Consider the following 17,781-nt stretch of genomic DNA (forward strand, 5'->3'; position numbering starts at 1 on the left):
ACCGCTATTTACAAGTAACGGCGAAGTTCACTGGTTAAAGTCCAGTACTATTTATTTTAATAGTAGCGTTTTAATTTATATGTGGGTGATTAGCTCAGTTGGGAGAGCATCGCCCTTACAAGGCGAGGGTCACTGGTTCAAGTCCAGTATCACCCACCACATATAAAATCTATTATTATGTTAATAGTCATGTTTTAAAGTTGTAATATGGGTCGTTAGCTCAGTTGGGAGAGCATCGCCCTTACAAGGCGAGGGTCACTGGTTCAAGTCCAGTACGACCCACCATTCTTTGAATGGTGCATATTACAAAAATCTAAATCTTCCAGTATCACCTTCCATTTTAATATTCATTATCTTCCACTCCTTTAGTTCATGTTCAGCATTAATTGCCATTTAGAAATTCGTTATCAAGCAATTCTTCGGTTTCAAAAAATCAGTATTACCAATCACATGCCAAAAACCTATCTTCCGAGTTTTATTATCTCCAAAATCATTTTGTTTAAACTTATTTTATTACGCGTGCTATCCATTTACTTTAAATGGGTTTTTAGCTCTTTTAAGATAAAAATATAAACCTTTAGAATTAATTTGCTTAATAAGCTCTCATCTTCGAAGCGAATCTTTAAATTACCTTGTAAGCGTCTAAACTGTTGATTATAGTCTGTGTTAAATTCAATTACGCTTAAGCCAATGTCTAAAAATATTTTTAATGAAGCAAAAATACTGATTGTAGAGGAGCAGCCACTTGCTCAAAGCTACATGAAACAGTCGCTCGAAAAAATTGGCTTTGGACATATGCGTTTTGCAGATCATGCTCTAGCGGCAAAAGAACAATGCTTACATGAAGAATTTGACTTGGTAATTTGCTCTTTTAATCTAAGCAAACGCCAAGATGGCTACCAGCTTTATGAAGAATTACGCGCTAAAGCATTAATAAAACACTCTACTGGGTTTATTTTTACATCTGCGGAAACTAGCGGAGAGTTAGTTCACAGTGTGTTAGAACTTCAACCCGATGACTTTTTAGTAAAACCTTTCTCTGTACAAGAGCTAAGAGTGCGCATAGAGCGTATTCTCAAACGCAAAAGCGACTTAAAAGCTATATACACTTTAATTGATGACGATAACCAGTCTAAAGCATTAAAACAAATTAATGCTCAGCTTGATAAAAGTAATAAATACAGCCCTATTCTGCTTAGATTAAAAGGTAATATTTTACTGGCGCTAAAACAAAACCAAGAAGCGAAAGACTTTTTTAAATCAGTTTTGAATATTCAAAAATTTGCATGGGCAAAAGTAGGATTAGTAGAAGCCTTAATTGCTAACAATGAGCATATTTTGGCTCAACGCATGCTTAAAACTATGCTTGAACGTAATGAAACACGACTAGTTGCATTAGACTTATTAGGCCGTTTAGAAATAAAACTAAACCAATTTGATTTAGCCCAAGACTTTTTAAGCCAAGCGGCCCATATTGCTCCACGTAATATAGACCGTCAAAAGTCACTGAACAGCGTATCTCTCATTAATAGAGATTATGAAACCAGCTACTTAACTCAAAAGGATATTGCCACTTTTGCTAAGTACTCTATGCATGATAGCCCAGACATTTATTTAAATGCCGCTCGTGCTGGGATTGATTTTGCACTAACCACAGATCAAACTGACCAAATAAACAGAATCTCCCGTCAAACAAATAAATATATTAATGAGCTAAAAACACAATTCCCAACCAGTAATGCACAAACTCAAATCGATGTGCTCAATGCACGCCTTTATTATTTAAAAGATGAACATAAAAAAGCGAAACAGTTGATTGAACAACTTGATGACAGCGATACTCAAATACGTTCAGTCGATGGTGCCCTAGATAAAGCAAAAGCATTACATGAATTAGGTTTTCATCAGAAGGCGCAAGCGCTATTTAGCCAAATTATTGATCATTGCGAACGCCACCCAAGTAGGAGCGACGCGACGTACTTGCGTTATATACAGCAACAGCAAAGTGAAAGACGTGATATTAAAATGGGGCCGAAGGAACTTAACAATCATGCAGTTAAACAGTTTGAGCGTGGCCAGTTAAATGTTGCTTTAGAGGCATTCAGTCAAGCCTTTAGGGTCATGCCACACAACCCAAGTATTGCGCTTAACTTATTACAGTGTTTAGTGGATAAATCAAAAAAACAGGGGGGCTCTTTCAATAGTCTATTGGCTCAAAAGTGCTTTAAACTATTAAAAAAATCACCCTTAGCAGAAGAGCAATCAGAGCGGTTCGATAAACTACTTCAGATTGCTAAAGAAATGAAACTAGAGATTAGCTAGGGCCTGTTGACATTTGCGGATTAAAATTTGTTCAAGCAAGGGACGATTTAATCGCAGCGTGAGGTTTGTAACCTAGTGGGCTCGATAACTGCTCCTGCGTTATTCTATTGGCTTACATCCATGTAAGAATAAGTAAAAGCCGAGCAAAGCTTCCGCGTCCTGCTCACGCCCCTTACCTACATCCATGTAGGCAACAAAGAGTTAATCGTCCTTTGGCAGAACCCTTTGGGCAGCGCCTGTTTGGAATTGATGCTAAGTTATCGCCCATTTATGGGGAATAACCACACCACATAGGCTCTGCCTTGCCTAAATACCAAACAGACTGCTGCAAATTTAACCTTGGAAGGCCAACAGGCCCTAGAGCTTTTTCATTGCCAGTGCGTTTACACAGTAGCGCAAGCCGGAAGGAAGTGGGCCATCAGGGAAAATATGCCCTAAGTGCGCATCACACACATTACAAACAACTTCAACTCGCTCCATGCCATGGCTGTTATCCATTACATACCCTATCGCATCAACCGTTGCAGGTTGTGTAAATGAAGGCCATCCTGTGCCACTATCAAACTTTTCATCCGCATCAAACAGTAGGTTGTCACAACACACACATACGTACTTTCCCGGTTCTAATAGTGTGCAACTAGTTGAACTATTTGGTCGCTCTGTGCCTTTTTTACGGGTCACGTAATATTGCTCTTCGTTTAACAGTTCACGCCATTGCTGTTCTGTTTTAACTACTTTTTGAACCGGTGTCGGATTGCCATGGTTGGCAAAATTAACAATATCGTTCCATTTCAACATAACAACCTCATTGCGTTATAAATTTGCTTCATACTGAGCCAAAAGCATTGGCTGACAGCCTATCATTACGTCCGTGGCTAATACCACGATCAACGCTATTTAAACACTATACGGTGCTTCTCTGTTGCTGTAAGTATACAGCTTATATAAGCGTGTAATTGAGCTTGACTACCAGGAATACTCACGCTTAATTGCCTGTCATTATTACTATGCACTATTAGCTCATCGTCTTTTATCTCTATTGACTCAATATTGCTGATGACTAACCAATGCGGGCCATTCTTTTTATCAAACAACCCGGTTAAACTAAAAACAAACAAATGCTGTGCATCACGCTGAATAAAGTTACGCAGCGGGTTACGCATTTTAAATAACGGCGTTAACCGGTAACAGCACGAACAAAATACCACTATCCACAATAGCAATATCCCTTTAAACCAAATATGTTCGCCTAATGATAAAAAATAGCCAACGCAGATAATAATCAGCCCTATAAAGGCCACTACTTGCGCTATTTTTTTATTAATAGTGTGCATAATCTCTTACTTTTTATCGGTTGCTTTTTCTGTCGGCTCAGGCCAATCACTAAAAAAAACACTTAAATAACGACTTTTTGCCAAATACCACAATACCCACAATACAATCACCATTTGTATGGCTAAAAACAGTGAAAAGCGATAATGACTATGGGCCGCCTGGATACTTAACCACGACAAGTCTATTAGCGCGCAAGCAATAAGCGGCCAACGCATGTATCGCCAAATACGCGCTAACCGTTTCGTAGCTTGATGCGAGTCTCTGGGTCTGCGTAAACAAAACAAAATAGTGGGTACAATTGCCACGGCACCAATTGCTATGGCAATAAAAAAATCATTTTTTGATTTAAAAAACAATGACATTAGATCAAGTTCAGGACGACGGCTCAGCGCGGCAATCACCCAAATAAAATAGGCCCGCAGTAACACTAAAATACTCAAATGAAACGCTATTGGCGTACGATAGCTACCATATTTATCCCAGTATTCAGGTCCATAACGGCTCACAACTGGTTTTTCCTATCGGCAATAGTGCCCAAAATAAAAAATGCAGCTAATAATGTGAGCCCTAACCACTTAGTACCAAAAAACAGTAAGGCTTTAGTTAGCAGTGGGCTTAACCACACCACTAATAAACCAAACCCAAACGCGGTGATCAACACAAAACATGCCACCCTTATAATAAAGTGACGCCTAGCTACCACGCCTTTGGTGAGCTTTAAAATATCATCCGCATAAAGCGACACTAAGCACACCATCAAAAGCAATGATAAATGCGGTAAATAGCCTTGTAGCCACTGGCCTAGGTCAATTAACAAGGTATTAAGTATATTTGTAAAACTAGCCATTATGAGTCTCTAACAAAGTAATTAAATCATCCTCTGTCAGTATTTCTATACCGAGTTCTTGCGCTTTAGTTAGTTTAGAGCCGGCTTTTTCGCCCGCCACTAGCGCATCCGTTTTGGCTGAAACACTGCCAGATACCTTGGCACCTAATTGTTGTAAGCGCGCTTTCGCATCATTGCGATTAAGCGTATTAAGCGTCCCAGTTAGCACATAAGTTAAACCCGCTAGCGGTTGTTCTTGCTCTGATGGCGCTGTTAACTGTGGCCAGTTAATGCCTTGGGCTATTAATTCGTTCACCACGGTTAAATTATGCTCTTCAGTAAAAAAGCCACGCACGTGCTTTGCCACTATTTCACCTACATCGCTTACTTCAATCAGCTGTTCAATGCTGGCATCGATTACGTTTTCAAGCGTTAAAAAATGATTAGCTAAGTTTTGCGCGGTTGCCTCACCGACTTCACGGATACCCAGTGAATATAAAAACTTTGCTAAGGTAGTCGTTTTTGCATCATCAAGTGCGGCAACTAAGTTTTTTGCTGATTTTGGCCCCATTCGTTCAAGTGATTCAAAATGTCCCTGCTTTAAAATAAATAAATCAGCCGGGGTTTTGATCAGCTCTCGGTCAACTAATTGATCAACAATTTTGTCGCCTAAGCCGTCAATATCTAATGCCTTACGCGATGCAAAATGCTTAATCGCTTGTTTACGTTGTGCTTGGCATACTAAGCCACCGGTACAACGTGCAACGGCTTCACCTTCAACCCGTTCAATATGCGAGTCACAAATGGGGCACATAGTTGGAAAGACAATTTCTTTTGCATCGCTTGGGCGTTGCTCAAGTACCACTTGAGTAATTTGCGGGATAACATCCCCTGCGCGGCGAATAATCACGGTGTCGCCCACTTTAACGCCTAAACGAGCTATTTCGTCGGCATTATGCAGCGTTGCATTTGATACCGTAACACCCCCAACAAATACTGGTTCTAGTCTTGCTACGGGTGTAATTGCCCCTGTACGCCCTACTTGAAATTCAACATCTAATAATTGCGTTATTTCTTCTTGCGCCGGAAATTTATAAGCGATTGCCCAACGCGGTGCACGAGCTACAAAGCCTAAGCGCTCTTGTAAGGCTTTTTTATTTACCTTTATTACCACGCCATCTATTTCGTACTTTAGCTCGCTACGACGCGTTAAAATATCATTGTAATAGGCAAGCGCAGCCTTTGGGCCTTCAACTAATTTGGTTTCTGGACACAGCGGTAATCCCCAATCGGTAAGCTTAGCAAGTTGCTGGTAGTGATCTTCAGGTAAGGTGCCATCGGCAACTAATCCGGTGCTGTAGGCATAAAACATCAATGGGCGTTTTGCGGTAATTTTTGAGTCGAGCTGGCGTAAACTTCCTGCCGCCGCATTACGTGGATTAACAAAGACTTTATCGCCACGTTTTTCTGCCTCTGCATTTAATTTTTCAAAGCCCGCGCTATCCATAAATACCTCACCGCGCACTTCAAGTTCACGAGGGTAATCATCACCGCGCAATTTTAATGGCACATTACGGATTGTTTTTACATTTTGAGTAATATTTTCGCCAGTAAAACCATCGCCACGGGTCGCCGCTTGAACCAGTACTCCATCGCGATAAATAATCGATACCGCTAAACCATCCAGTTTAGGCTCACAGCAAAATGTAAGCTCTTCAGTGCTCATTAAGCGCTCTTTAATACGACGATTAAAACCGCTAAATTCATCCTCACCAAAGGCGTTATCAAGCGATAACATAGGCACTTGGTGCGCTACTTGCTCAAACTTGGCAAGCGCCGCTCCTCCAACTTTTTGAGTGGGTGAATCGGCTGTTAAAAACTCAGGGTGCTGGGTTTCTAATTCACTTAGTGTCCGTAACAAGCGGTCATATTCGGCATCAGGTATGCTGGGTGTATCAAGCACATAATAACTATAATTGTGTTGCTCAAGCGTGGTACGAAGATGATTAATTTGCTCACTAATGCTGCTTGTCATGTAGACCTCAAAAAACATAAAAAAAGCCACTTTGACGAGTGAACGCCCAGTGGCTTACAAAATTTAACTTATGCGTATGTTACGCAGAAAATGCGCGAACCTGTTCAACATATTGACGAATACGCTCTACCGTCATTACATTTCGCTCTGCATCTAAAATATCGGCACCAAATTCATCCGCTATTTTTTTAGCGGCGCTGTGCAGCATGTTAAACGCGGCTAAACCGTCGCCATCGCATGGCAGAGTCATAAATAAGCTCACCCCAGCGGTGCTAAATTGTTCCATATTATCAATATCGAACGTGCCTGGGTTATACATATTCACCAGCCTAAATAACACCGGCCCTTGGCCTGCTGGGTCTAGGTGGCGATTAAAAAAGCCTTCTTCTGAATATTTAAAACCTAGCATGTTAACAGCAGGCAGTAATTTACTGCCTTGCATAGTGAGCCCTTCTGGCATTTGAATATGCACAATGACAAAGTCTGCAACGTCTTTAGGGGCATCTTGTTGTGTGTCTGCGGCCTCTTCTGTTACCACTTCAAGGTCATCCTCGATAGGTGTATTTACTGGGCTTTCGTCTATCTGTGGTTCATCAGCGCTGAAGTTTAACTCACTCATTTGTGGCTCTTCTCGTTGCGCTAACGTTGGCTCTTGTGGCTCAGTATGTACAGATGAAGGCTGCTGTTCTTGAACAGGCTCGACTCGCTCATTTGCAGGGAGTTCAGCATTCTCTTTTTTTCTTACTGACCACAAACCGTGTATTAATAAGCCACCAATGACAAATACACTGATCACAATTAAAACCCATCTTAATTCTTCGGCCATCCCCTCACCTTTTATTATTAATATGCCTAACAGCCATCATTTTACCTAAAATAACCAGCAAATGACTATAAAATTATGCATGTGCAAGTTGCACCGCTTGTTCAATATCCACAGCAACCATGCGCGACACGCCGGGCTCTGCCATGGTTACACCCGTTAATCTACCCGCCATTTCCATTGCAATTTTATTATGACTAATATAAATAAACTGCACAGATTGTGACATTTCTTCAACCAAACGGCAAAAACGAACCACATTGGCATCATCTAATGGAGCATCTACCTCGTCCAGCATACAGAATGGAGCTGGATTGAGCCTGAATATAGAAAACACCAATGATAATGCGCTCAGCGCTTTTTCTCCACCACTTAACAAATGAATTGTCGAATTTTTTTTACCTGGTGGCCTTGCCATTATACTAACACCACTTTCGAGTAAATCGTCACTGGTTAATTCTAAGTAAGCACTGCCGCCGCCAAACACTTTGGGGAAAAGCTGGCCAAAATCGTGATTTACCTGATCAAACGTAGACTTAAAGCGCGTTTTTGTTTCACGATCTATTTTATGAATAGCGCCTTCTAAAGCTGTTAATGCTTGGGTTAAATCGTCCAGCTGATTATTTAAATAATCACTTCTTTGCTTCGCTTGTTCAAATTCATCAATGGCTGCAAGGTTAACAGCTCCTAATTGCTCTAGCTGATTACTTACTCCAGCAAGTTGATTTTGCGCCGCATTTAATGACAACTCTGCAGGAAGCTCTGCTAATACCTGTTTTAAATTTTGATTAAGCTCACTAAGTGGCTCTAGTACCGCTTGCGCTTTTATTAGTAAGCTTTGCTCTTCAATACTCAGTTTTTGATGCTGCTCTTGCAATGCCACCAGCTCAGTCTGTGAACTTTTTAAACTCGCTTGTTTGTTTTGTAATTCTTGTTTTGCTTGAGCTAACTGCTGCTGGGTATCCACAAGGGTTTGTTCGCCTTGTTGGTGCTGTACTAATAATTGCTCAATACTCTCTGCAAGCTCTTGCTCAGGAATAAGTAACGCTTCAATCTGCTCTATTATCTCTTGCGCACCCTCTGCAGCAGTTGCAAGCGCCTGTACAGCATGGCTAAGTTTTGTTTGACTGAGCTGCCATTCACTTCGTGCTTTTTGCTCATTAAGGTTTGCCTGATGCGCTAGTGTTTTATATTGTTCAGCATTATTCAAAGCTTGTTTGTAACGCTCATCACTATTTATTCGTGTGCTATCGGCTTGGTTAAGCTCTTCAGCTAAGGCCTGTAACTGCTGTGCAAGCTGTTCATTTTTATCGAGCTCTTCGCTCAATAATTCGCTTAACTGCTGTTGTTGCTCTAGCAGAGGCAGACGCTGTTGTTGTAATTTTGTTAGCTGCTGCAGATGCTGATCAGCTTGCGCTTTAAGCATATCGCCACGCGTTGTTGCTACAGCAAGTTGTTGTGCTAATTGATGAATAGTGTCTTTGCGCTCATTTTGCTGAACAGTTAACAATGCAGCCTGCGTTTTATGTTCTTCAAGCGTGGAGTGTGCGTTCGTCAATGCCTGTTGTTGTTGCTCAAGTAAGGTTTCTTGCTGCTTGAGTTTTTTGTGCATTAATAATAAGGAATTTTCTGCATTTTTATCGCCACTTACATGCCAGTTTCGACCGTGTAATGCCCCTTGCTTATCTATAACCGCAATATAACTATTGTCGTTAAGTGCGCTTATATCGCCGGCTTCATCATAAGCAATATGATTTAATAACTCAGGATACACACCTGTGGTAATAAACGCGGCAATACTGTGCTTAGCTGCAGACTGCGATGCAATTTCCCACGTGCTATTTTCTGCTTTACCTTGTGATATATGAATGTGCTCAAGTGATGACAGCGCCTGCTCGACTAAAAACTCATATCCCGACTGAACAGTTAACTGCTTAAATAAGGTTAAACTTTCATCGCTGCTTTTTTCAAGCCCAAGAGTAGTTTGTAGCCCCGCTATACCGGCTTTTAATTCATTTACTTGCTGAGATAAATGCTGCCAATCTTGCTGTGCATCATCTAGCTGTTGCTGCTGAGTAGTTTGCGCAGTTTGGCCTTTACTGTGAGCCGTTTGCGCTTTCGCTAGCTGCTCAGTCAGGGCTTGTCTGTGCTGTTGTTGCTGAGTTAATAGCTGCTCTATCTCACTGTGTTTTAACTCATCTATTTGCTCATCAAGCTGCGTTAGTTGTTGCTTAACATAACTGCTTTTCTGTTCTGTGTGTTTTACTGCGTTGGTATGCGCTAACTGCTGATTATGCAATTGTTGATAATCTTCTTTTAGCGATTGCCAGTGTGATGTGTCGGCATTTTTAATCTCCAGCAGCCGATTAACCTCATCGCTAAGCTCTATAACCTGCTCGCTACACATTAAGTTATGCTCTACAGCCTGTTGTAAGCTGTCATCTAACTCTTGGCAGAAACTTTGTTGCTGCGTTTTGACTTCTTCACTTTGATTTTTTTGTTGCTCTAACTTGGCTAAATTTTGTTTCAGTGACAGCGTTTGTTGTTGAATGCTAATTTGCTGCTGTTCACTGCGAGTCAATTCTGTATGTGTATGGTGCTGCTGTTGCTGTGCATCATTAAGTTTATCTTGCTGAAATTGTACTTGAGCTTCAAGACTTGCCAGAACATCATCATGGCCTGAATGCGCCGTTTTAAAAAAGCTGATTTGTTCATCCAGTTTTTTTATTTGTGCGCTTTTATCAACTTGTTGCTGATGCAGCTTTTGCCATTTTAATACCGCTATTTGCCCCTTTAAAGTGCGTTCTTGGGTTTTAAATTCGCGATATTTTTTAGCATCAACCGACTGTACTGCAAGTTTATCAAGCTGGTTTTGTAACTCTTGGCGAACATCGAGGAGTCGCTCTAGGTTTTCTCGGGTGCTCTTTATGCGGGTTTGTGTTTCACGGCGGCGCTCTTTGTATTTCGATACGCCTGCCGCTTCTTCTAAAAAAACACGCAGCTCTTGCGGTTTGCTCTCAATTAAACGCGAGATCATGCCTTGTTCTATAATGGCGTAACTACGCGGCCCAAGCCCAGTGCCTAAAAATATATCGGTAATATCACGTTTGCGGCATTTGCTACCATTTAAAAAGTACAGCGATTGGCCATCGCGAGTTACCAAACGCTTAATAGCCACTTGGTTACGATCAGCAAAGGTATTGGGTAATTTACCTTGGGTATTATCAAATATGAGTTCAACAGAAGCTTGTGAGATGGGCTTGCGGTTAGTGGAGCCATTAAAAATAACATCTGTCATGGCATCGCCACGTAAATTTTTAGCTGAGCTTTCACCAAGCACCCATCGCACCGCATCAATCACGTTCGATTTGCCACAGCCATTAGGGCCGACAACACACGTCATTTGATCCGGAAATGGAATTTTAGTGGGCTCTACAAAGGATTTAAAGCCCGCTAATTTTATAGTGCTTAAGCGCATCTGTTTGTTTTACCAATTTTTATTATTTTTGTTAGTTGTTACAATTTAACCTATTTTTAGGCAAAAGGTTAAGCTTGGCGTTTAAAGTTATCTAAAATAATGCCCGTTGCCATTGCCACATTAAGTGATTCAGCGCCACCAAAGGCAGGGATGGTAATTTTATTTGTTACCAGCGCGGCACACTGCTGACGTATACCATGTGACTCGCTGCCCATTAATAACACCCCTTTCCCAGCAAACTGGCAATGATGGACATTCTCGCCCTCTAAAAATGCACCATAAATAGGCACATCCAAAGATGTTAAATAGCTAGGTAAATCAACTTGGCTTACCGATACACGAACAAATGACCCCATAGTGGCACTAATTGTTTTTGGGTTATACGGATCGGCACTGTCGGTGCTGGCAACAATGTGTTTTATGCCGTACCAATCAGCCACGCGAATGATGGTACCTAAATTACCCGGATCAGACACTCCATCTAAGGCCAATATTAAGCTGTTTTCATCGGGTAATGTGGTACTTGGCATATCAACAATGGCAATCGCCGCATTATTACTGACTAAAGTACTTACCTTTGTTAACTGCTCTTCATCTGCTGTAATAAAATGCGTTTGAGGGTATGCGCTTTGGTTATTATCAATAAAGTTTTGCGTTGCAAACACATCGGTTACTTTTAATGGGCTATTTAATAACTCCAGTACATTTTTTTCGCCTTGTACAAGGTATTGATTAAGTTGCTTGCGGTACTTCTTTTGGCCAAGCTGGCGAATTAGTTTAAGTTGGTTTTTTGAAATCATGTCAGCCCCGTTAAATTATCTGCACAGTATACCAGAGGAGACTTAAAGTGCAGCCCTATAAACAGCAAAAGCAATAAAATTAGCCTACTTACAATAAGCTAGCTAATCATAAAGATTGTTTTTATTCTCTAAAAAGGGTAAATTTACAAAAAATTACAAGGACTTTTTTTAAATGGAATCAATACACCCAACTTCATCTGAGTCAAACCAAACACCCTCCTCTATTTTTAGCGGTAAAGTACAATTTAGCGGCAAAAGCGGCGAATTTTTTGGCATATGGAGTGTCAATATACTGCTAAGTATTATTACTTTAGGAATTTATTCTGCATGGGCAAAAGTACGCACCTACCGTTATTTTTACGGTCATACGCGTATCGACGGTCATAGCTTTGACTACCTAGCCACTCCTATACAAATTCTAAAAGGCCGCATTTTAGCGGTAATCGTGTTTTTAATTTACACCATACTAAGCAGCCTCGCACCGGCGATAGGCCTTTTATTTGCTATTGGTTTTTTATTTTTGTTGCCATGGATCATTAACCAAGGTTTGCGCTTTAACATGCGTATGACCCGCCATCGTAATGTACGCTTTGCTTTTTCAGGTAATTACGGCGATGCATTTATTAACTTTGTTTTATTGCCTATTGCAAGTGTATTCACATTACACCTATTACTGCCGTATGTATTAAAGCGAATTGATCAATATATGCATGAAAACATCAGCTATGGAAATAAACCACTTACAGTAAATCTTCAGGGCGAACGATATTACATCGCAGCACTTATTACCCTGGGAGTTGCAATAGGTGGCTTAGTTATTTTTGGCTTCTTTGCTGGTGCAAGTGCCTTAACGATCGATAACTTAAACACACAAAACTTTAGCCTTTCGACAATTGTAGTGCCGCTATTAATTGCTGCGTTGTATGTTGCGTTTTTAACACTGGTAGGCGCTGTTTATCATTCGCTTATTCGAAATCATATTTTTAATAACAGTGAATTTACAGAAGTCGCTACCTTTGATTCGAACTTAAAAGCCATTGACTATGCCATCTTACTATTTACCAATGTACTGGCAATTATATTTACCTTAGGACTTGCCTACCCTTGGGCTAAAATACGCAGAGCAAAGCTATTAGCATCAGTTACAGAAGTCACTATTTATAGCGGCGCACTTTCGTTGATTGATGTTGCACAAAATGAGCAGTCATCATTTGCTGAAGAAGCTGCTAATGTGTTTGATATTGATATTTCACTCACCTAATGAGTAATTATCCTATTTTTGGCTGTTATTATTACCCTAATAGCAGCCAATATATTAAAAGCTACGCATACCTTTCCCATGAGCAAATAACGCTTGTTGACTCTGAGAATACGACGTTACTTTCATCAACTTTAGACGATTGCCAACTTGATAGTCCGTTACCGGGCATGGCATCAGAGTTAAATTTTGCTGATGGTGGGCGATTTGTTCCTCAAGATGTAGAATTTAGATGGCCATTCGCGCTTAAAAAGCATGGACTAAGTGAACGCTTAGAAAAAAATAAGATTCTTATTGTTGCATCCGTGCTGCTAATTCCCTTATTGCTTTGGTTAATTTTGTACCGCTTAATACCGTCAGCAGCCGTTTATAGCGTTAATTTAGCACCTACCTCGACAATTGAAACGATGGGGGAACACACCCTCAGTGTGATAGAAAAAGTCGCATTAGAACCTTCTCAACTTTCTACTAATAAGCAATCAGAAATACAGCAACAATGGCGTTTAATGCTTAACTCTCTCAATTTAGACAGTGCAAAATTTAGACTCTCTTTTTATCAGTCAGATTATTTTTCAGCTAATGCGTTTGCTCTTCCTAATGGGCGGGTTGTTGTGACTGACGAACTTGTTGAGCTATTAAAGAATGAACCTGATGCCCTGCGTGCTATTTTACTTCATGAAATTGGTCATGTTCAGCACCATCACAGCATTCGCCTTGCAGCACAAGCTGCAGCGAGCACCGTTGTATTTGCAGTTATTTTTGGTGATTTAGAAGGGATATTAGAGGTCGTGCTTGGCTCTGGTTCATCTTTTTTACAACAAGCGTTTTCACGAGATATGGAACAAGAGGCCGATGAATATGCTATTAAAAATCTTTTAAAATTAGGATATTCTAACCACGACTTTGCTGATGCAATTGAAGCACTGGAAAATAATTTAAAAGCACAAGAGGCGACCCTTGATGATACTTGGTTAAAGTATTTATCAACGCACCCAAGTTCCCAAGAGCGAATAGAATATGCGAGGCAATATAAACCACAATGACCCCTGAACTGAATTTATTGTTATTAGTTATCATTATGATAACGCTTGGCTACGGATTTATTTATCCGCGCTTTGCAGGCAGCAGCTTTAAAAAAGTATCGGTGCAAGATTTATTTGCAACAGGCATTACGCTATTAATTGCATCTACCCTTTATTACAACTCGGGCGTGCAATTTAGCTGGTTACTATTTGAAGTTAATTGGTTTTGGTTTACTTTTTTAACTTACGTAATAATCGAAATTCCGGTGTTTTTTATTTATGCTAAAAAGCACAATATGCAGTTTTCATAGTACTCTTATTTTTATACAAAAAAAGCGCCAAATTGGCGCTTTTTTGAGCTGCATTAAAACATACTAATATTTATGCTTAAGTGCCCACAAATGCAATAATTCACTGGCAATCGTTGCTGCGGCAATGGCGGTGAGCTCACTTTGGTCATAAGAAGGCGATACTTCAACTACATCCATACCCACCATATTAATGCCTTTGAGTGCACGTAAAATTTTCAGCACTTTATCAGAAGTTAAACCACCACATACAGGTGTACCTGTACCTGGCGCAAAGGCAGGGTCTAAACAATCTATATCAAAGGTTAAGTAAACCGGTAAATCGCCCACTCGCTCAATAATCTGCGCTGCAATATCATTCGCATGAAGATCATTGGCCTGCATAGCATCAATCACTGCAAACTCATGCTTGCTTTGATCAAAATCGGTACGAATGCCGAGCTGAATACTGTGATTAACATCAATCAACCCTTCCATTGGCGCATGATAAAACATAGTACCGTGATCAAAACGCGACCCATTACTATAGGTATCGGTGTGCGCATCAAAATGCACTAACGCCATTTTTCCATGAATTTTTGCATGTGCGCGCAACAGCGGTAACGTTACGAAATGATCGCCACCTAAGCCTAATAATGTTTTACCTTGGCGAAGTATTTGCTCTGCCGCCATTTCTAGCTGGGCAGTAAAATACTCAGGATCGCCTACCGGATAGGTAAAATCGCCAGCATCCGCTACTTTTAGCCGTTCAAACAAAGGAAACGTCCACGGATATTTCGTATCTTCCCACGCTAAATGCACTGACGCTCTGCGAATAGCATCAGGCCCTAAGCGGGCACCAGGGCGCCCTGAAGTAGCCAAATCAAACGGTAAACCCAGTACCACTACATCGGCTTCAATCGCATTAATGTTTTGTACCATAGGACGACGTAAAAACGTCATCCCGTTTGAGTACAATGAGTGGTCAACACAACCAAACAAGCTAGACATTGCTTATAACTCTTCTAAATAAGTGTAGCCGTCAAGGCCGCTTTGCAATTCGTCGAGGACGCTTTGCTGTTCATCTACTGCAATTTTTGCGCTGACTAACTGCGCATAAGACTGCTGAAAACCTACAACATCTAAATGTACATAACGCATCATGTCAGCAACAGTATCACCGAGGTTAATTTCTGTAATGCTGGCAACACCTTGCTCATCCATATTGACAATAGCACTGTGCGTATCACCAAATAAGTTATGCATATCGCCTAGAATCTCTTGATAGGCACCTACTAAGAAAAAACCCATTAAATAAGGTTTATCTGCTGTAAACTCTGGTACTGGTAACGTACTTTCAATACCTTGGCCATCTACATAATGCTCTAATGCGCCATCTGAATCACAGGTGATATCTAGTAACACAGCCCGTTTTTGTGGAGCTTGCGTTAAACCACTTAAAGGCAATACCGGAAACACTTGGTCAATACCCCACGCGTCAGGCAATGACTGAAACAATGAGAAATTGACAAAAAACTTGTCCGCTAAACGCGCATTAAGGTCATCTATAATCGGTCGATGAAAACGGTTTTTATTATCCATTAATTTATTAAGCTCATAACACACACGCAAATTAATTTGCTCGGCCCATGCGCGTTGGGTTAAATCTAATAATCCCATCGCAAACTGACTATGCGCTTCAGCTAAATCACCTTGGCTGTCGTGAAAAATCTCAATTAATGCACGGTCATCAGTAAGCACATGCAATTGTTGCCATGAAATCCACATATTTTTAAGTAACTGCGGCGCATCATCAGCTGGCGCTTCTATTTCTTCCGGTGTATACGTTTCGGTGCCAATTACATTGGAAATAAGCACTGCATGATGCGCCGTTAATGCTCTTCCCGACTCTGAAATAATGATAGGGAAAGGTTGCTCATACTGCTTACAAATATCACCGATGGTGTAAACAATATTATTTGCGTACTCTGCTAAGCTGTAGTTCATTGAGTTATGAGACTGGCTTCGCGTACCATCATAATCAACGGCTAAACCACCACCTACATCTAGGCAATCAATTTGTGCGCCTAATTTACGTAACTCACAATAAAAACGTGCCGCTTCGCTGACACCTAAACGTACATCACGAATGTTGGCCATTTGCGACCCTAAATGAAAATGCACTAACTGTACTAAATCAAGCTGATCAGTTTCTTTTAAGCGGTTCACAACATGTAATACTTGTGAAGCAGATAAACCAAACTTAGATTTTTCTCCGCCACTGGCTTGCCACTTACCTTTGCCTTGCGATGCTAAACGCACACGAATACCAATGCGTGGTTTTACATTTAATTCTTTAGCTTGGCTAAGTACCATATCCAGCTCAGACAGTTTCTCAAGTACGATATACACTTTATGGCCCAGCTTTTCGCCAATCAACGCTAAACGCACATATTCTTTATCTTTGTAGCCATTACACACAATCACCGCACTGGTTTTTTCAGCCAACGCTAATACGGTTAATAACTCTGGCTTGCTGCCTGCTTCTAAACCCAGCTGTTTTTTTTCTACTTGTGCTTGGCTGGCAACAATTTCTTCAACTACTTCGCGTTGTTGGTTAACTTTAATTGGGTAAACTAATAAATAGTCTTTTGGGTAACCATAGCTTTCTATAGCAGTATTAAATGCACCACATAAGCTATGCACGCGATGATGTAAAATTTGTGGAAAGCGAACTAACGCCGGCAAACTTAAGCCTTTTTCTTCAAGCTGCTTAGCAATGTCTGTTAATGCAATGGTTTGCTGTGGGGCATCAGCCTTGGGCGCAACATACACATCACCTTGATCATTAATACCAAAAAAACCTTGGCTCCAATGACGAACGTTGTAGCTCGTACGAGCTTGTTCAAGTGATGTTGTCTCTTTCATTTATCTTTCTCTTTTATTTATGAATGCCAAACCGGCTAGTTGCGCGCATTAAAAGAAAAATAGCGATTCATGTCCAACAAGTATTTCTACTCGTAACGAGTGAGGATTAAAATTGATAAAGAAAAACAGTAAATAGCGTATTATTAGCTGAGCGCAAGCTCCATAAATAGGCTGTTCGGGTTTTCTGTGTATTCACCAAAAGGGGCACATTGTACAAACCCTAAATTCTCGTAAAGATGGATTGATTGTCTTTGCTTTGGCCCTGTTTCTAGCTTTATGATTGGGATTTCTTCTTCGCCAGCATGGTGTAATAATATTTGCATAATACGGCGCGATAAGCCTTTTCCGCGATAACTAGGTTTGACATATAAACGGCGTATCTCACCATAGGGCTGGGTATCAAACTGCATAACAATCGCCCCACAAGCAATAATCCCCTCTTCATTTTTCAAGCCTATTGCATAGACATTGGGTTGACCCAATTGACTAACAGACAATGACTGTGCTGTCGCTACTGGATATAAAGAATTAATAAGTCTGTCGATATCAGAAAAAACATTAATCACATCGGGATCATCAGGGGTTAAATCTATTAACTGCATAGGTTATCTCTAATTTATTTTCTTATTTGTTAGCAAACTATAACGCATTGTAACAAATGAACAAT

The 17,781-nt window shown here is 40.6% G+C and carries 15 protein-coding genes and 2 tRNA genes; 6 read left to right on the top strand and 11 right to left on the bottom strand.

Annotation, left to right across the window (positions count from 1 at the left end; translation table 11 throughout):
- The first annotated feature begins 83 nt into the window (after window positions 1–83).
- The 3 genes from L641_RS0117550 (at window position 84) to L641_RS0117560 (ending at window position 2,322) form a co-directional block, all read left to right on the top strand.
- Window positions 84–159, top strand: a tRNA-Val gene (locus L641_RS0117550).
- A gap of 50 nt (window positions 160–209) precedes the next feature.
- Window positions 210–285 (top strand) — tRNA-Val (locus L641_RS0117555).
- Window positions 286–690: 405 nt separating this feature from the next.
- Window positions 691–2,322, top strand: a complete 1,632-nt coding sequence (locus tag L641_RS0117560) for a response regulator (RefSeq protein ID WP_024602643.1) — start codon at window positions 691–693, stop codon at window positions 2,320–2,322.
- 357 nt (window positions 2,323–2,679) lie between these two features.
- Here L641_RS0117560 and msrB read toward each other — a convergent pair whose 3' ends face one another.
- The 8 genes from msrB to L641_RS0117600 form a co-directional block, all read right to left on the bottom strand.
- Entirely contained in the window at window positions 2,680–3,120 is a 441-nt protein-coding gene (msrB, locus tag L641_RS0117565) for a peptide-methionine (R)-S-oxide reductase MsrB (protein WP_013465299.1), read from the bottom strand.
- Window positions 3,121–3,215: 95 nt separating this feature from the next.
- The gene (locus L641_RS0117570; protein ID WP_013465300.1) at window positions 3,216–3,656 is read right to left on the bottom strand and encodes a hypothetical protein; all 441 of its coding nucleotides are present in this window, start codon (window positions 3,654–3,656) and stop codon (window positions 3,216–3,218) included.
- 6 nt (window positions 3,657–3,662) lie between these two features.
- Entirely contained in the window at window positions 3,663–4,163 is a 501-nt protein-coding gene (locus tag L641_RS0117575) for a DUF2919 domain-containing protein (protein WP_024602644.1), read from the bottom strand.
- Complete coding sequence (locus L641_RS0117580) at window positions 4,160–4,504, bottom strand: DUF3392 family protein (RefSeq protein ID WP_013465302.1); 345 nt, start codon at window positions 4,502–4,504, stop codon at window positions 4,160–4,162. The genes L641_RS0117575 and L641_RS0117580 overlap by 4 nt, the downstream gene beginning before the upstream one ends.
- Complete coding sequence (ligA, locus tag L641_RS0117585) at window positions 4,497–6,518, bottom strand: NAD-dependent DNA ligase LigA (RefSeq protein WP_013465303.1); 2,022 nt, start codon at window positions 6,516–6,518, stop codon at window positions 4,497–4,499. Before ligA ends, L641_RS0117580 begins: the two co-directional genes overlap by 8 nt.
- A 79-nt stretch (window positions 6,519–6,597) precedes the next feature.
- Complete coding sequence (zipA, locus tag L641_RS0117590) at window positions 6,598–7,344, bottom strand: cell division protein ZipA (RefSeq protein ID WP_024602645.1); 747 nt, start codon at window positions 7,342–7,344, stop codon at window positions 6,598–6,600.
- 73 nt (window positions 7,345–7,417) lie between these two features.
- Complete coding sequence (locus tag L641_RS0117595) at window positions 7,418–10,819, bottom strand: AAA family ATPase (RefSeq protein WP_013465305.1); 3,402 nt, start codon at window positions 10,817–10,819, stop codon at window positions 7,418–7,420.
- Window positions 10,820–10,887: 68 nt separating this feature from the next.
- A complete protein-coding gene (locus L641_RS0117600) occupies window positions 10,888–11,619 on the bottom strand; it encodes an RNA methyltransferase (protein ID WP_013465306.1) in 732 nt (243 codons plus the stop codon).
- A 172-nt stretch (window positions 11,620–11,791) separates the two neighbouring features.
- Here L641_RS0117600 and L641_RS0117605 point away from each other — a divergent pair, with 172 nt between their 5' ends.
- The 3 genes from L641_RS0117605 to L641_RS0117615 are packed head-to-tail and all read left to right on the top strand — an operon-like array spanning window position 11,792 to window position 14,210.
- Entirely contained in the window at window positions 11,792–12,880 is a 1,089-nt protein-coding gene (locus L641_RS0117605) for a YjgN family protein (protein ID WP_013465307.1), read from the top strand.
- Entirely contained in the window at window positions 12,880–13,920 is a 1,041-nt protein-coding gene (locus L641_RS0117610) for a M48 family metallopeptidase (protein WP_024602646.1), read from the top strand. The genes L641_RS0117605 and L641_RS0117610 overlap by 1 nt, the downstream gene beginning before the upstream one ends.
- Window positions 13,917–14,210 carry a hypothetical protein gene (locus L641_RS0117615; RefSeq protein ID WP_024602647.1) on the top strand — a complete coding sequence of 98 codons (294 nt, stop codon included), beginning with the start codon at window positions 13,917–13,919 and terminating at the stop codon, window positions 14,208–14,210. Before L641_RS0117610 ends, L641_RS0117615 begins: the two co-directional genes overlap by 4 nt.
- Before the next feature lie 63 nt (window positions 14,211–14,273).
- Here L641_RS0117615 and speB read toward each other — a convergent pair whose 3' ends face one another.
- The 3 genes from speB to L641_RS0117630 form a co-directional block, all read right to left on the bottom strand.
- Complete coding sequence (speB, locus tag L641_RS0117620) at window positions 14,274–15,197, bottom strand: agmatinase (RefSeq protein ID WP_024602648.1); 924 nt, start codon at window positions 15,195–15,197, stop codon at window positions 14,274–14,276.
- A gap of 3 nt (window positions 15,198–15,200) precedes the next feature.
- On the bottom strand, window positions 15,201–17,114 hold the full coding sequence (gene speA, locus L641_RS0117625; RefSeq protein ID WP_024602649.1) for a biosynthetic arginine decarboxylase: 1,914 nt from the start codon (window positions 17,112–17,114) through the stop codon (window positions 15,201–15,203).
- A gap of 143 nt (window positions 17,115–17,257) precedes the next feature.
- Window positions 17,258–17,716 (bottom strand): GNAT family N-acetyltransferase, encoded by a 459-nt coding sequence (locus L641_RS0117630; protein ID WP_013465312.1) that lies wholly within the window; start codon window positions 17,714–17,716, stop codon window positions 17,258–17,260.
- Between the last annotated feature and the right edge of the window lie 65 nt (window positions 17,717–17,781).

The sequence above is a fragment of the Pseudoalteromonas sp. TB41 genome, from assembly GCF_000497975.1.
GTDB classification, from domain to species: Bacteria; Pseudomonadota; Gammaproteobacteria; order Enterobacterales; family Alteromonadaceae; genus Pseudoalteromonas; species Pseudoalteromonas tetraodonis.

What these genes read in the sequence shown, in the direction of transcription:
- L641_RS0117560 (WP_024602643.1), top strand. Translation starts at nt 691, where the DNA reads ATGTCTAAAAATATTTTTAATGAAGCAAAAATACTGATTGTAGAGGAG.
- L641_RS0117580 (WP_013465302.1), bottom strand. Translation starts at nt 4,504, where the DNA reads ATGGCTAGTTTTACAAATATACTTAATACCTTGTTAATTGACCTAGGC.
- L641_RS0117605 (WP_013465307.1), top strand. Translation starts at nt 11,792, where the DNA reads ATGGAATCAATACACCCAACTTCATCTGAGTCAAACCAAACACCCTCC.
- speB (WP_024602648.1), bottom strand. Translation starts at nt 15,197, where the DNA reads ATGTCTAGCTTGTTTGGTTGTGTTGACCACTCATTGTACTCAAACGGG.
- msrB (WP_013465299.1), bottom strand. Translation starts at nt 3,120, where the DNA reads ATGTTGAAATGGAACGATATTGTTAATTTTGCCAACCATGGCAATCCG.
- L641_RS0117570 (WP_013465300.1), bottom strand. Translation starts at nt 3,656, where the DNA reads ATGCACACTATTAATAAAAAAATAGCGCAAGTAGTGGCCTTTATAGGG.
- L641_RS0117630 (WP_013465312.1), bottom strand. Translation starts at nt 17,716, where the DNA reads ATGCAGTTAATAGATTTAACCCCTGATGATCCCGATGTGATTAATGTT.
- ligA (WP_013465303.1), bottom strand. Translation starts at nt 6,518, where the DNA reads ATGACAAGCAGCATTAGTGAGCAAATTAATCATCTTCGTACCACGCTT.
- L641_RS0117600 (WP_013465306.1), bottom strand. Translation starts at nt 11,619, where the DNA reads ATGATTTCAAAAAACCAACTTAAACTAATTCGCCAGCTTGGCCAAAAG.
- speA (WP_024602649.1), bottom strand. Translation starts at nt 17,114, where the DNA reads ATGAAAGAGACAACATCACTTGAACAAGCTCGTACGAGCTACAACGTT.
- L641_RS0117595 (WP_013465305.1), bottom strand. Translation starts at nt 10,819, where the DNA reads ATGCGCTTAAGCACTATAAAATTAGCGGGCTTTAAATCCTTTGTAGAG.
- zipA (WP_024602645.1), bottom strand. Translation starts at nt 7,344, where the DNA reads ATGGCCGAAGAATTAAGATGGGTTTTAATTGTGATCAGTGTATTTGTC.
- L641_RS0117610 (WP_024602646.1), top strand. Translation starts at nt 12,880, where the DNA reads ATGAGTAATTATCCTATTTTTGGCTGTTATTATTACCCTAATAGCAGC.
- L641_RS0117615 (WP_024602647.1), top strand. Translation starts at nt 13,917, where the DNA reads ATGACCCCTGAACTGAATTTATTGTTATTAGTTATCATTATGATAACG.